The 13,624-nt window shown below is 41.5% G+C and carries 13 protein-coding genes; 9 read left to right on the top strand and 4 right to left on the bottom strand.

The annotated features are described in order from the left end of the window. Positions 1–86: 86 nt before the first annotated feature. Both F9817_RS06595 and F9817_RS06590 read left to right on the top strand, forming a co-directional pair. Entirely contained in the window at positions 87–680 is a 594-nt protein-coding gene (locus tag F9817_RS06595) for a TetR/AcrR family transcriptional regulator (protein WP_161154159.1), read from the top strand. 199 nt (positions 681–879) lie between these two features. Next, the gene (locus tag F9817_RS06590; protein ID WP_161154158.1) at positions 880–1,236 is read left to right on the top strand and encodes a hypothetical protein; all 357 of its coding nucleotides are present in this window, start codon (positions 880–882) and stop codon (positions 1,234–1,236) included. Here the strand turns inward: F9817_RS06590 and F9817_RS06585 are convergent. Continuing rightward, positions 1,230–1,799, bottom strand: coding sequence for a TetR/AcrR family transcriptional regulator (locus tag F9817_RS06585; protein ID WP_161154157.1), 570 nt, complete (start codon positions 1,797–1,799; stop codon positions 1,230–1,232). The genes F9817_RS06590 and F9817_RS06585 overlap by 7 nt on opposite strands. A gap of 125 nt (positions 1,800–1,924) precedes the next feature. On the opposite strand from F9817_RS06585, the gene F9817_RS06580 reads away from it, so the two are divergent. Continuing rightward, complete coding sequence (locus tag F9817_RS06580; RefSeq protein ID WP_161154156.1) at positions 1,925–2,386, top strand: HPP family protein; 462 nt, start codon at positions 1,925–1,927, stop codon at positions 2,384–2,386. 65 nt (positions 2,387–2,451) lie between these two features. Here F9817_RS06580 and F9817_RS06575 read toward each other — a convergent pair whose 3' ends face one another. From F9817_RS06575 to F9817_RS06565, 3 genes are read right to left on the bottom strand one after another with little or no spacing between them, the layout of a single operon-like run. Beyond that, positions 2,452–3,915: a sodium:solute symporter family protein gene (locus tag F9817_RS06575; protein ID WP_161154155.1), complete on the bottom strand. Its 1,464-nt coding sequence runs from the start codon at positions 3,913–3,915 to the stop codon at positions 2,452–2,454. Further along, positions 3,912–4,124 (bottom strand): DUF3311 domain-containing protein, encoded by a 213-nt coding sequence (locus tag F9817_RS06570; protein WP_202436366.1) that lies wholly within the window; start codon positions 4,122–4,124, stop codon positions 3,912–3,914. The genes F9817_RS06575 and F9817_RS06570 overlap by 4 nt, the downstream gene beginning before the upstream one ends. Positions 4,125–4,165: 41 nt before the next feature. Beyond that, entirely contained in the window at positions 4,166–5,347 is a 1,182-nt protein-coding gene (locus F9817_RS06565) for a M20 aminoacylase family protein (RefSeq protein ID WP_161154154.1), read from the bottom strand. Positions 5,348–5,502: 155 nt separating this feature from the next. Here F9817_RS06565 and F9817_RS06560 point away from each other — a divergent pair, with 155 nt between their 5' ends. The 6 genes from F9817_RS06560 to F9817_RS06535 all read left to right on the top strand — a co-directional run bounded on the left by F9817_RS06560 (position 5,503) and on the right by F9817_RS06535 (position 13,624). Further along, entirely contained in the window at positions 5,503–6,405 is a 903-nt protein-coding gene (locus tag F9817_RS06560; protein ID WP_161154153.1) for a LysR family transcriptional regulator, read from the top strand. 479 nt (positions 6,406–6,884) lie between these two features. Further along, complete coding sequence (locus F9817_RS06555) at positions 6,885–8,138, top strand: MFS transporter (protein WP_161154152.1); 1,254 nt, start codon at positions 6,885–6,887, stop codon at positions 8,136–8,138. Positions 8,139–8,702: 564 nt separating this feature from the next. After that, positions 8,703–10,019, top strand: coding sequence for a CitMHS family transporter (locus tag F9817_RS06550; RefSeq protein WP_161154151.1), 1,317 nt, complete (start codon positions 8,703–8,705; stop codon positions 10,017–10,019). Positions 10,020–10,603: 584 nt separating this feature from the next. Then, the gene (locus tag F9817_RS06545) at positions 10,604–11,995 is read left to right on the top strand and encodes an MFS transporter (protein WP_161154150.1); all 1,392 of its coding nucleotides are present in this window, start codon (positions 10,604–10,606) and stop codon (positions 11,993–11,995) included. Positions 11,996–12,007: 12 nt separating this feature from the next. Then, positions 12,008–12,943: a glycoside hydrolase family 43 protein gene (locus tag F9817_RS06540; RefSeq protein WP_161154149.1), complete on the top strand. Its 936-nt coding sequence runs from the start codon at positions 12,008–12,010 to the stop codon at positions 12,941–12,943. Between the two features lie 429 nt (positions 12,944–13,372). Then, the gene (locus tag F9817_RS06535) at positions 13,373–13,624 is read left to right on the top strand and encodes a hypothetical protein (RefSeq protein WP_161154148.1); all 252 of its coding nucleotides are present in this window, start codon (positions 13,373–13,375) and stop codon (positions 13,622–13,624) included.

The following is a 13,624-nucleotide window of genomic DNA, read 5'->3' as shown; positions in this document are numbered from 1 at the left end:
ATTGATTAATAGTTTCAACTAATATATTTAAGAGATGATTCGGGTTTTTATATAAGCGGTAATAATAGAGATGAGAGGATCACATAATGACTCGAGTCGGTAGACCGAGAAATTTTGATCGGGATGAAGCTGTTATTAAGGCAATGCACCTATTCTGGGAAAAGGGGTATGAGCCAACGTCTTTAAAAGATCTCAAAGGATGTCTTGGTAACATTTCTTCAGCGAGTTTTTATGCCGCTTTTGGCTCCAAGCAACAACTGTTTGAAGAATGTCTTGCTCGCTATATGGATCTAAATAGTGAATGGTTAAAGTCGCTCAAAGATTCCCAGAGTTGTGCTCGAGACGCTTTATATCAAATGCTCAGTGATACGATTCAATGTCAGTTAGATAGTCAGACACCAAAAGGGTGTATGACGGTGTTAGCTGGCTTGAATTGTTGTGATGAAAACCATGAAATCCAAGTTGTCTCTGCACAAGCTAGGCACGCCGTACGTTTAGCCATTATTCATTGTGTGGAACGTGGTGTTGCTCAACAAGAATTGCCTGCCGATACCAATGTGAATAGTTTTGCCATGGTATTTGATTCTTATCTTAAAGGACTGTCTATCGAAATTCGTGATGGTGCGACATATGAAGAATTACAGTCGTCTTTAAGATTTATTATGAAGCTATGGAAGTAATATATTTATTATTTTAATTCTTACTTATTTAAGTATAACTATTACGACTTATTGTTGCGTTTTAAATAAAGAATCAATTGCTTATATAAACTGATTTAAAAATGAACAAAACTCTGACAATTAATTGTTACAGTTTTGTCTCTGAATGATGACGCAGTGACTATAGTGAACTTGTTTAAAGAATACAAAGGAGTTTGCAATGCATTTACTACAAGCCTCAACAACTTGGCGAGTCACTGCGCTTGGCTCTGTATTATTAGTTTTATTTGCTGGTGCGTATATTCCTGAAGTAGGTAAGCTCGCATGGCCATGGCACTTCCAATTGCATTTCCTTGCTTTTATGATTGTTGGTGGCGTGATCAGTTGGACCATGTCGTCTATTGGCTGGCGTTGGCATACCTTTATCGCCGTATTGATTCCTCTTGCCCATGAAACTTGTGAAATTTGGGGTCACAGCCACGGTTTAGAAACTAAAGATATCGCTATTGACGTTGTTGGTAGCCTAGCCGGTGTTTTGTTAATTAATCTTTACCAAAGGATGGTAAAAGCTCAATGATGTTTAATTTTTTCATGATTTAAATGTGGTGAGATTAGCTGAAAACATTTATCAGCCACATTTAAATCATGGCAAACATACGCCGCCGTAATTGCCCCTTCTTTTAGAATACATACCCAATCTAAAATATCCTTATTGGTAAAGTTTACACTCGACTGAATATGTTTTTTGACTCTTTCTTTGTGCAGTAAGCAATATTGACTGATGACATTGTCTGGTTGTGAAAATTGTGCCGAAGTATTGATAAATAGACATCCTCTGAATTCACCTAGAATTAAATCCCGCCCATGGAACCATTCAGTTAAGTTATAAAATAGTGATTGAACTTTTTCATATTCTGAATTTCCATTTAATAGAATACGATCCAACCAATCGATAAAGTGATTGTCTCGCTGTTGCAGAGCAGCCAGTACTAAATCTTCTTTGCTTTTAAAATGGTTATATAACGTTTTTTTTGCAATTCCAGACGTTTTTAAGATCTCATTAATCCCAATATTGCCGACACCATGTTGATAAAACAGGTCGAGTGCTGTGTCTATGAGTTGCTGTTTTTTATCGTTCATATTCTTCGTGTTACCCAAACTCAAACTCATTAAAGTTTGACATGAGTAGACAACTTTGTCTACTCTGTTGAGAAGAAGGGGAGACAGAGTTGTCTACTTGGGGTAAGAGAATGAGGAATCATGAGATGAACAGATATCATCGGGCAATTTTTTCTGGGGCTGGAGCTTTTATTGCTATCAGCATGTTGTGTTTTGCGAGTGATTTGCAATCCCAGTGGTTGTTTATTATGGCTCCATTTGGAGCAAGTGCAGTATTGGTTTTTGGTGTGCCAGCAAGTCCACTGGCGCAGCCCAGAAATGTCATTTTCGGGCATTTATTAACGGCTTTTATTGGATTGCTTTTTGTCCAATTTATCGGTGTGTCTCCGATGAGTTTGGGGTGTGCCACGGCGTTAGCGGTAAGTGGAATGTTGGTAACAGAAACCACGCATCCACCTGCAGGTGCTAATCCGCTATTAATCATGATGACAGGGCAAACGTGGTCATTTCTGTTCACTCCAGTTCTGGTTGGTGCAATATCAATAGTCGTTATTGGTAAAGTGATGCAGCAAATCAATGCTCGAATTGAACGCAAGCCACTTTCTTAACACATCTTTTGAAGCAGCAAACAAAAAGAGGCTAGATGATTTCTAGCCTCGTTGGTTAATCGCAGTTATGCATCTTGAATAGGAGATTGCGCTGTTTCTGTGGCATGACCTTTTAAGCTAACAGCAACAAAAACGATAGTGTTAACAATCAGTCCAACAAAGCCGCCATTCCAACCGAATGGACTGTTGCCAGAAAGTTGAAAGTAAAGGGCAAGTATTGACCCGACCACTAAACCAGAAATAGCGGCGGGTGTTGTGGCTTTTTTCCACCATAAAGCGCCAACGAGCATTGGGAATAACTGTACGATAATGCCGTATGCTGCAAGCAACAAAGCCGCTAAGGTTGGGATTTTCGCCATTGCAAGTGCATAAGCTAGAATAGAGACAATGATGACACCGATGCGAGTAGTAAGCAGCATTTGATGTTCATTCATGCGGTTGAATTTAGGCAGCGGGTACAATACATCCCGAGCAAAAATAGACGCACTTGTATGAGCAAGGTTAGATGCAGTAGACATCGCTGCAGCTAATGCACCAGAAAGAACAATACCAATGATCCAATCGGAAAATCCCACTCGGTTAACGACCAATTCAAGTAGTACATCATCGGCTTTAGCTAGCGGTTGTCCCTGAAAGACCAAAATACCTGCAAAGCCAATGAACATGAGTGGCACCATGATCACTCCGTATAATGGGTAGAAAACAAAAACACGTTTTAAAGTTCGGCCACTTTCGGCTGTGTAGAACTTCATAAAAATATGAGGCCACATCACAATGCCTAAGGTACTAACCAAAATTGCCGTTGAATAAGCTCCCCATCCCATACCACTTGCGCCTGGCATGGTAAGGTATTCTGGTGCCTTCTCTTTGATTTGTTCAAACATGGCACCCACACCGCCAAAGAAGTGCTCTGGTGTCACTAATCCTAAATACCAAGCGATTGCGACCATCATGATGCCTTGTAATAAGTTGGTCCATCCTATCCCGCTTAATCCGCTGACAAAAACGTACACAGTGACAACGGCGGTCGCCACAAGTGCACCCAGCCAAAACGGCACAATGCCACCAGTCGCACTTTCAAATAGCATGCCTGCACCGGCAATTTGTACAGTCAGATAGGGAATCATGGCGCACAAACTGATGATGCCAATAAACACGCCTAAGATTTTATTGGGATAGCGGTCAGTAAAAAACTCAGCTTGGGTTAATAAGCCTTTCTTACGGCCAGATTTAGCGATAATCGGCCCCATTAGCCACCATACGACAATACCCAAAGTGAGATAGGCGATGATGTATAAAACAGGCATGCCTTTACTGTAGGCCCAACCTGGCGTTCCCAAAAAAGCAGAAGCAGAAAAACACTCAGCACCAAAGATGAAGAAAAGAACAATGAAGCCGACATTACGTCCGCCGGCTACGTAATTTTCGAGTGTTGATTTTTGTCCCCGTTTAGCGGAAATTCCCACCAATAAGATGACGATCAAATAGGCCACAGTAATTGCTGTGATTAACATTGAAGATCCATTCATGCGTCGTCTTCCTCCGTTCTAAAGCAAATAACTAAGCCGATAAAGGTCACCATCAGCCACGCCAAATACCAAAAGAGGTAAAAGGGTAAGCCCAAGATCATCGGTTCAATACGATTAGCCAGTGTCGCTCCAGGCCAGATCATGGCTAATGTGCAGATAAGAAAGTAGAGCATCATGACAGGATGCATAGGATATTTACGGTTCTTCATGGTTCCCTCCATATGAATGAACAGTAGAAACAACAGGTTGTTTAGTCTTGGCGATTAACCGCTCTTATTGCCGTTGATGCCAGTAATTTGGCTCCGATTGGAATAACCGCGTCATTGAAGTCGAAATGCGGGCTATGCAGTGGATGGTCATGCTCATGGCGTCCGCTGCCTAAGAAAATATAAGCCCCCGGTACTTGATTGAGCATATAGGAAAAATCTTCCCCTCCTAGGGTTGGTTTTGTCTTTAGATCAAGAGCTTGCTTACCAAACTCATCAATGATCGTGTCGCGTACAAACTGAGCGCATGCCGGATCGTTGACGGTGGCAGGGATGATCCGCTCGTAATCGACGGTGATCTCGGCGCCAAAACTTTGTGCGATTCCAGCACAGGTACGCTTGATCGCGGCTTCCATAAGATCTTGCACCTCAGGGATAAACGTTCTGACGGTACCGTTGACTTGCGCGGTATCAGGAATCACGTTAAAGGCTTCTAATTCTCCCGATTGAATGGCACACAAACTAAGGACGGCTTGATCCATTGCCGAGACTTCGCGGCTGACAATCGAATGTAACGCAGTAACTAATTGAGCACTAATACGAATGGGATCAACCGTTAAATGTGGGGTCGCCCCACCATGTCCGCCTAACCCTTTAACCGTGATTGATAGACGATCGCCAGCAGCCATCGCGGGTCCATCAAGTACCGCAATTTTTCCAGCGGGAATATAAGGCCAATTATGTAAACCATACACTTCATCCATCGGAAAGCGTGTGAATAAGCCTTCTTTTACCATGGCGTCACCGCCGCCTCGGCCTTCTTCTGCGGGTTGAAAAATAAGGTAGATCGTGCCGGAAAAATCACGGTGTTGTGCAAGATATTCGGCCACTGCAATTAGAATAGTCGTATGGCCGTCGTGACCACACGCATGCATGCATCCCTCATTGGTTGAACGATGAGCGTGAGGTGATTTTTCATGCAGTGGTAGCGCGTCCATGTCAGCTCTTAAGCCAATTCGGCGACCGTTATCAGGCTGCTTGCCATTGACGGTTGCAACAATACCCGTTGTTCCGATGTTATCGACAAACGGTAGGTCGAGCTCTGTGAGTATCTCTTTGACTTTCTGGGAAGTTTTAAACTCTTCAAAACCAAGCTCGGGATTCTTATGAAACTCTTTTCTTAGCTGGGTCAGTTGATCATGATGCTGTGCAAAAAATGCGTCCATATGCCTTTCCTTGTCTAATTTCACGTGCTTCCTTACACGGTATGGGGCGGATAATTAACGCCTGTTATGAGTGTTACATCCTGTTACCAAGATGAAAAATATTAAATAAGTTAGTTATCCATACCGAATTGGTATGGGATGGAGTGAATATAGAAATGGAAATCAGACAACTGCGGTACTTTATTGCTGTCGCTCGTGAATTATCTTTCTCTGCTGCAGCGCGGAAAATACATATTGCTCAACCCGCTTTGACCCGGCAGATTCGCTCATTAGAGGAGTCTGTAGGGGTCGGACTGCTAGAAAGACAGGCGCGTGGTGTCACCTTAACTCCGGCTGGAAAAGTGTTTTTGCAAGACGCTGAACGAATTTTATCGTGTTTAGAAGAAGCGAAGCATAACGCGATTAAAACAGAAAAGGGGATGCAGGGAGAGTTAAGGATGGGCGTCACTGTGATGTTATTGTGGGTTAAGGAGCTGAGTGGATTATTAAAAGAATTTAGACGCCGATATCCTAAGGTCATGCTTAAACTCAACACTATGTTATCTGGCCCGCAAATTAACGCTTTACGCGAAGGAAATATGGATCTCGGTATCTTAATATTTCCGCCAGAGGGAGAAGAATTTGGCCGTTTGAAAATATATCAAGATCATTTGGTGCTGGTGGCGCCTGTATGTTCAGAGATTGCTTCAAATCCGCCGCAGTGTTTAGCGGACATAAGAGATTATGATTTTGTTTGGTTTGATAGAGAAAATAGCCCCAATTATTATGACCGTTTAATCGGCTATTTTAATCAATGTGGGTTCACGCCGAATATCGTTGAAACCGGTAATGATAGCGTCACTATGTTATCGGTGGTTGCATCAGGAGTTGGGTGTACGATTGTTCCTAGCTCGACAATCAATGAATGTCCAGCAGGGTTAACGGTCATTGAGGTAGTCGATCTCAAATCATTACCGCTCGATTTACAGTTGGTGTGGCGCCAAGATTGTGTCAATCCGATGCTAGATAATATGATTAAAGTTGCTCATGAATTGGTCTGTGGCGATGATTACCATTAACCACTCGAATATGAAGGGGGGGTTCTATAATTTTATTGGAAGTGAATACTCTAAAAATCAAAATTGACCTTCATTCTATCTGTTCTGATAATAAAACTGTTCGATCAAGCACACTTTGATCATTTTTAGTAAAGTATGAACCTATTAAAAGTGCGCTTGGTTGAGTGTTTTCGCTACGTAACCTGTGCTGTTACATAGTGTTGGCCATAAGTATTAATGACTATACTTGAGCCGCAGATAATGCCCGTGTGATGTCAGCGTCATACGTCCATTCTATACAGCTCATAGCTGTTGGTGATCAGATAAATGCATCCTCTGCATTATGTCTCTGGTCATAATCGAAATTATCACTGTTAATTAGCTATGATTAGCGACGTCAACAAGCGCTTAGATTCACTGACCTAAACGTAATTTCTCCCGAACCATCAAATGGTTGGGGGCCTTGTGTGTTGCCGCTATATTATTAGCAAGGAAAAATTATGTCAGAACGTCAAGATATAAGCGATAGTTCGCTGTGGAGTGGCAACTTCATCGCGTTAATTATTACTAACGGCATTTTCTTTGCCGGATTTCACTTATTGTTACCAGTATTACCGCTATATGTTTCCCAGATGGGCGGTTCTGCAACTGAAGTCGGTTTAGTTGCGGGGATCTTTGTGTTTTCAGCCATCATTATTCGACTGTTATCCGATGTAATTAAACAATGGCTTGGAACGATGGGGTGCTTGTTTTTAGGTATCGTTATTTCTCTAATTTGTGCGCTTGGCTATGCCATGATCTCAAGTGTCAACGGTGTGCTTGCGATCCGCATCCTCCATGGTGTTGGCTTTGGCGTCGCAACGACTTTCTATGCCACATTAGCGGCGACCATTATTCCTAAGCTACGTAAAGGTGAAGGCATGGGATATTTTGGTTTAGGGACCACAGTCGCAATGGCGATCGCCCCCGCTGTAGGATTATGGTTGGCGTTAGATTATGGGTATGACTATGTGTTTTATTTCGCGTTAGCGTGCCAAATTGTAGCCTTAGTTTGGACCTATTTTTGTCATTTTAGCCGTCACTATCAATTTAATGATCGTACGGCAAAACAAAAAGTTTCCATTATCGATCAGTTTGCCGTTAAAGGTGCTCGTTTCCCTGCGTTTTTGACTCTGCTCTTTGGTATTGGCTATGGAAGTGTTTTAAACTTTGTTTCGATTTTTGCTAAACAAAACCATATTGGGAGCCCTGGCTATTTCTTCTTAGTTTCAACAGTTTGTGTCTGTATTGCCCGCTTATTTTCAGGACGCATTTATGATAAGCAAGGGCCTGCATTTGTTATTGTCCCCGGCATCATTTTATTTCTCGTCTCATTTTTTGGTATTGCGCATACCAGTGGTGAATTCGGATTCATTCTCTGCTCTATTGCCTACGGTTTTGGCTTAGGAGCGTTGTTCCCAGCATTCCAAACTCAAATCTTGACTCGTGTTGCTGAAGATAAAAGCAGTGCTGCCAGTGCGACATTCTATAACATGTTAGATATCGGTAATGGGTTAGGGGCGATTGCTTACGGTATGATTGCAGTCACAACGGGCTATACCTTCCTATTTACACTATCAGGCTGGATTATGGTGTTGATGCTAGTGCTATTTACTGTTGTTACTTTAGGAGTTGGTTTTCATTCAACTCGGGCAAAAACCTATATCAACGAATTGGCCTCTGAAGAAGCGGGATCTTCGATTAACCGCGACTAATCGTACTCGATAACATCTTATAGTGGTGAACATCCGCGAGCTTATCAAACTAGGCTTGCGGATTCCTTGTATAAAGATAAATTGTTAAAGTCATTGAAAAGCAGATAAAACTGCGAGGCCACATACGAACGATTACAGGTGTTTTTACACTTATTCATTTATCATTCATAACTATTCATCTTGGTGGTGTCGAAATGACACTGGTTTTGAGGAGATGATTAAGAGGATACGATGTCTTAATTTACCGGCAACTTCGCATTATCGACTATAGAGCTTATCAATGAAATATTAACGAACGATAAAAATAATCCAATTGAAATCTGTTTTTCTCACTGAGCGAGAATTACTCTTGATGGATTTTTGTACTTCAAATAGCTAAAATAAACCATACAATTAAACTATTTGTTAGCATTTAATTAACAATTTGCCTATAAAATTAAACATTTGGCGTTTTTTAATTGTTTGACTTCACATTTCCGTTTGATTGAAAAAAATAATATAAAAATTCAGTGTTAACCTCTCCGCCATTCAAAAATTATAACAACGGATGTTAACGAGGTATGTATGTTATTGGCGACTTGTGGCTTTTTAATGCTTTTTGCCATTTTATTTTTGTTATTCAAGAGTAAAACCCTTCCTGTCGTAGTATTCATCACCATTCCTGTCATTGCTGCATTTGCAGCTGGATTTTCTGTCGATGAAGTGGTTGGTTTTATCAATTTTGGTATTCAAAAAACCAGCAAGATGGCGGTGCTATTTATCTTCTCTGTTACTTTCTTCGGCGTGATGTCCGATGCGGGTATGTTTGATGGATTGGTAAATAAGCTCGTCAGTAAAGCGGGGACTAATGTTGTTGCTGTCGCATTAGCCACTGCCATTATTGGTATCTTTTCTCATTTAGATGGGGCTACAGTAACCACGGTATTGGTCACCGTTCCTGCTATGTTACCTATCTACAAAAAATTGAATATTCGTCCGCATTTGTTACTGATGATTGTCGGATGCGGCATGGGGGTGATGAACTTACTTCCATGGGGCGGCCCGGTTATGCGTGAAGCGATTGTCTTAAAGATGGATGCAGGTGACTTGTGGCATATTCTTCTGCCTCTGCAAGGCGCAGGAATTGTTGCCACTCTCGGTCTTGCTGTTGTCATGGCGCTGCGTGAGAAGAAATTCCATGGCGCAGGTAACGTTCAATTGGTTGAAACCGCTGAGCATAAAGTTCAAGTTGCGGATGAAGACGAAGAAGTGACTCGTTTAAAACGTCCTCGTTTGGCATGGGCTAACTTAGGTATTCTGGCTATTATGCTAGCCGTGCTAGTGGTGGATATTTTCCCAACGTATTTTGTGTTCATGGTTGGGTGCTGTGCGGCTTTATTGCTCAACTACCCAAATATGAAAGATCAAAAAGAGCGTGTTATGGCGCATGCGCCAGCAGCGATTGATGTTTCTTCTGTGATGCTTGCTGCCGGCATTATGGTTGGGGTATTAAGTAAATCGGGTATGTTAGAAGCAATGGCTGTGCCTTTATTGCACATTATACCGGCCTCTATCGCTCAGTATTTGCACATCATTATGGGTGTTTTGGCTTTCCCATTGGGTACGATGTTAGGCACTGACTCGTATTTCTATGGGTTGCTGCCACTCGCGATTGAAGTGGGTAAAAACTACCATATTCCTGGTTTAACAATGGCCATCGCGATGCTTGTTGGTAAAAACCTCGCTTTATTGATTAGCCCGCTAGTTCCGGCCACTTTCCTTGGTATCGGATTAGCAGAGATTGAACTTAAAGAACATATCCGGTATAGCTTTTTAGGCTTGTGGATTGTAGGGCTAATTATGCTCGTGTTCGCTTTTTCAATTGGTATTATTACCATCTAGTTGCATGAAATGTCATTGACCTAAGGCCCTCTAATTAGAGGGCTTTTACTATTCTACTCTGCCACAACCCAACTCTTCTTATATTGTGTTAATGTCTTAATAGTCATAATGTTAAATATATAGAGATATTTGCTATGCCTAAATTAGAATTCAATCAGTATCTCTTGGTGATTAATCTGATCTATTCTGCCGCATAGATGGGTAAGTACTGCTATTTGACATCATTAGCTATTGTTGGGTTAAACGATAAAGATCTGATAATTTAAGTAATTATTTTATTCTCTATTTATGATTAGCCTGTACTAGTATGATTTTATTGATTTATTTTAGTAGGTAAAATAAAAACAAATCCTCAGCATGACGCGAAGACTTTTGCGATATAGAGTCAAAGAATGAACTAATCACTGGCGTAGATTATTATTTAGCAAACGGTTTTGTGATAAAGATCGTTAATATAATGGCTGAAAATATGGATTAATTCGCTGTACTTTTTCTTGTTAGAATCGTTTAACAGTTAAAAGAGCCTTAAAAGTTAAAACTACTGTTACAAAAAATAAAACAGCGTTTTTCCTACGAGGTCTCCTATGTACAAATATAAATTGTCGGTCCTTGAAAAAGTTGGGTTCGGCTCCGGTGATATGGCGGTTAACGTCGTCATATCATCAATGATGCTCATCATTACTTTTTTCTATACAGATATTTTTGGTATAAAAGCGTCTGATCTGGCGATGCTATTTATCGTAGTGCGACTTATCGATGCGGTGACCGATCCTTTGATGGGGATCATTACCGATAAAGTAACTACCCGTTGGGGACGTTATCGTCCATACCTTTTGTTTATTGCGATTCCTTTTGGCATTTCTGTTTACCTAACGTTTAGTACTCCCGATTTGGCTTATAACGAAAAGCTAATTTATGCCTACGCGACCTATATTTTGGTTACCATTATGTTTACCGCGGTAACCATTCCTTATATTTCGTTAATCAGTGTGTTAACTGATGACCCTCAGGAACGACTCTCTGCAAACGGCTACCGATTGTTCTTTGCTAAAATTGCCGCTTTCTTAGTGACCATTATTGTTCCGACTCTTGCAGCATCTTGGGGTGAAGGTGGTGTTCAGGCCGGTTATAAATATGCGATGGGTTTGATGGGGCTAATGGGCACATTACTCTTCCTATTCTGTTTCTTCACAACAAAAGAACGCGTAGAGCACGAAGTAGAAACGAAACCTCTGCTGAAACAAATCAAATTATTGGCGGTTAACGATCAGTGGGGCATTTTGTGGTTAGTATGTATTACGGGTACCGTAGGTTATGTTATTCGCGGTTCTGTGGGGGCTTACTACGCAAAATATTATCTGGGTGGCGATGCCAGTATGATTTCTGCATTCCTTGCTACAGGGGTTACCGCCGCTATTTTGGCGATGGTTGCATCAACTTGGATTACTAAACGTTTTTGTAAAATCAAACTGTTCCGCTACAGCCAAATTACAGTGATGGTATTAAGTGCATTGATGTATCTTGTTGTTGGTCGTGGTGATGTTGCCTTAGCCTTTATCTTCTATTTCCTAATCTGTTTTGTGGTCGATTTACATGCGCCTGTTTTCTGGTCTGCCATTGCTGAAGCTGTCGATTATGGTGAATATAAATCGAAAGAACGTGTGGCTGGCTTAGCCTTCGGTGGTATTTCATTTGCACAAAAATTTGGTATGGGGATTGCGGGTGCAATCGTGGGCTGGTTGTTAACGTTCTTCGACTATGTACCAAACCAAGAACAGAGTTCTATGGCATTAACCGGTATTGCTTTAATGCTGACGATTATTCCGGGTGTTTTCCACTTCATCATGGGCGCTTTGATGTTCAAGTACAAAGTGACTGATGATTACTATCACAACATGATGGGGCAAATGCCAACTGAATCCAGCGAAGATGTTGCTGGTGAACCATCACACGTTTCTCATGTGGCTTTAAAATAAAAAGGATATTCGATGAAATTTGAGAATCCAGTTATCGAACAACGCGCAGATCCGCAGGTTTATTTGCACACCGATGGCTATTATTACTTTACGGCATCTGTGCCACAGTACGATAGGATTGAGTTGCGCCGAGCTAAAACCTTAACTGGGTTAGCGCAACCTGAATCGATAATTACGGCTTGGACTAAACCCGATGAAGGGGCTTATTCTGACTTAGTATGGGCTCCAGAAATTCATTATGTGCAAGGGCGGTGGATGATCTATTTTGCAGCGGCTCCCAGCCGTGAAATTAAAGATGATCTATTCCAACATAGAATGTACGCCATTGAGAATTTAAGTGCGGATCCTATGTCTCCAGAGTGGACCTTCTGTGGTCAGGTGGATTCGGGTATTGATGCATTTTGTTTAGATGCAACAGTATTTCATCACCAAGGCAAAGACTATTATATTTGGGCACAAAAAGATCCTGCTATTGCTGGAAACTCAAATTTATACATCGCTGAGATGGAAACGCCAACCCAACTTAAATTGCCAGGAACCTTACTGTCGAAACCTGAGTTTGAATGGGAAACTCGCGGATTTATGGTGAATGAAGGCCCATATTTGCTTAATAGTCATGGCAAAGTTTGGTTAACCTATTCTGCGAGTGCCACTGACGAGAATTACTGTATGGGTATGCTGTGGGTTGATGAAAATGCTGATCTGCTCGATGCAGTGAACTGGACGAAATCACCAGCTCCAATATTCCGCACTAACTGGCCTGAAAAGGTTTATGGTCCGGGTCATAGCTGTTTTACCAAAGACGAGAAAGGGCAAGATGTGTTGGTTTATCATGCCCGTGATTATACTGAGATTGAGGGGGACCCTTTATGGGATCCAAACCGCCACACCCGTATGAAATCAATCGCATGGGTTGATGGCTTCCCTGACTTTGGTGCGGCAGTGTAACTGTTTCCAATCGTAGAGAAATTCTTATATGCAACCCCATACCGAACGGTGTGGGGTTTTTAGATCTACATTCCAAACTTATGATTTTTATAAGAAAGATTTTTGTGAGTAAAAAGTCAGGTTAGTGTAAAAAATGGGGGTGTATTGTTTATAAATTCATCATTAGTGGTCAATCACAAAGTGTTCACTTCACGAAAAAAGGCAACCTTTTCCCACCTAACTCTATGAAATTATGGTTGTAATACATATGGTATTCAGAACCATGACATTCCAAAAGATCTAGTTGTTTGACTTAATTTTCGCGCTGGAGTTCCATCTTGTTCCTTTCAAATTTACGTGGTTTTATAACCGTACGGTCTGGTCTAGTTTTGGTTGGCCGTGAGGTTTCTCGTATTTTCCAAAACATATAAATGAAAGTGAGGTTATGACATGGCGACATCAGCATTTCGATGGTCAAGCGTGTGTGTGGCGTTACTCTTTGCTGCTACAGGTATGGCTCAAGCACAGAATGCCCAACAGGGCGAAGTAGCAAAGGAACGCGCTCAGTTTGAACAACAAAAAGACAACATCACTTATGCCAGTGAATACATTAATAAAGATAAAAATGGGCCTAAAAAAGACTTATTACAATCGGCGCAGAAACATGATGATGCGTTGAGTGTAAAGCCTGCGACTAATTAG

The organism is Vibrio eleionomae, assembly GCF_009874545.1.
GTDB lineage: Bacteria > Pseudomonadota > Gammaproteobacteria > Enterobacterales > Vibrionaceae > Vibrio > Vibrio nitrifigilis.
Note: the sequence above shows the minus strand (reverse complement) of the source record. Positions and strands in the feature narration are given on the sequence as shown.

Bases quoted from the DNA above. Each gene is read 5' to 3' on its own strand.
- F9817_RS06595 (WP_161154159.1), top strand. From the start codon at position 87: ATGACTCGAGTCGGTAGACCGAGAAATTTTGATCGGGATGAAGCTGTT.
- F9817_RS06590 (WP_161154158.1), top strand. From the start codon at position 880: ATGCATTTACTACAAGCCTCAACAACTTGGCGAGTCACTGCGCTTGGC.
- F9817_RS06585 (WP_161154157.1), bottom strand. From the start codon at position 1,799: ATGAACGATAAAAAACAGCAACTCATAGACACAGCACTCGACCTGTTT.
- F9817_RS06580 (WP_161154156.1), top strand. From the start codon at position 1,925: ATGAACAGATATCATCGGGCAATTTTTTCTGGGGCTGGAGCTTTTATT.
- F9817_RS06575 (WP_161154155.1), bottom strand. From the start codon at position 3,915: ATGAATGGATCTTCAATGTTAATCACAGCAATTACTGTGGCCTATTTG.
- F9817_RS06570 (WP_202436366.1), bottom strand. From the start codon at position 4,124: ATGAAGAACCGTAAATATCCTATGCATCCTGTCATGATGCTCTACTTT.
- F9817_RS06565 (WP_161154154.1), bottom strand. From the start codon at position 5,347: ATGGACGCATTTTTTGCACAGCATCATGATCAACTGACCCAGCTAAGA.
- F9817_RS06560 (WP_161154153.1), top strand. From the start codon at position 5,503: ATGGAAATCAGACAACTGCGGTACTTTATTGCTGTCGCTCGTGAATTA.
- F9817_RS06555 (WP_161154152.1), top strand. From the start codon at position 6,885: ATGTCAGAACGTCAAGATATAAGCGATAGTTCGCTGTGGAGTGGCAAC.
- F9817_RS06550 (WP_161154151.1), top strand. From the start codon at position 8,703: ATGTTATTGGCGACTTGTGGCTTTTTAATGCTTTTTGCCATTTTATTT.
- F9817_RS06545 (WP_161154150.1), top strand. From the start codon at position 10,604: ATGTACAAATATAAATTGTCGGTCCTTGAAAAAGTTGGGTTCGGCTCC.
- F9817_RS06540 (WP_161154149.1), top strand. From the start codon at position 12,008: ATGAAATTTGAGAATCCAGTTATCGAACAACGCGCAGATCCGCAGGTT.
- F9817_RS06535 (WP_161154148.1), top strand. From the start codon at position 13,373: ATGGCGACATCAGCATTTCGATGGTCAAGCGTGTGTGTGGCGTTACTC.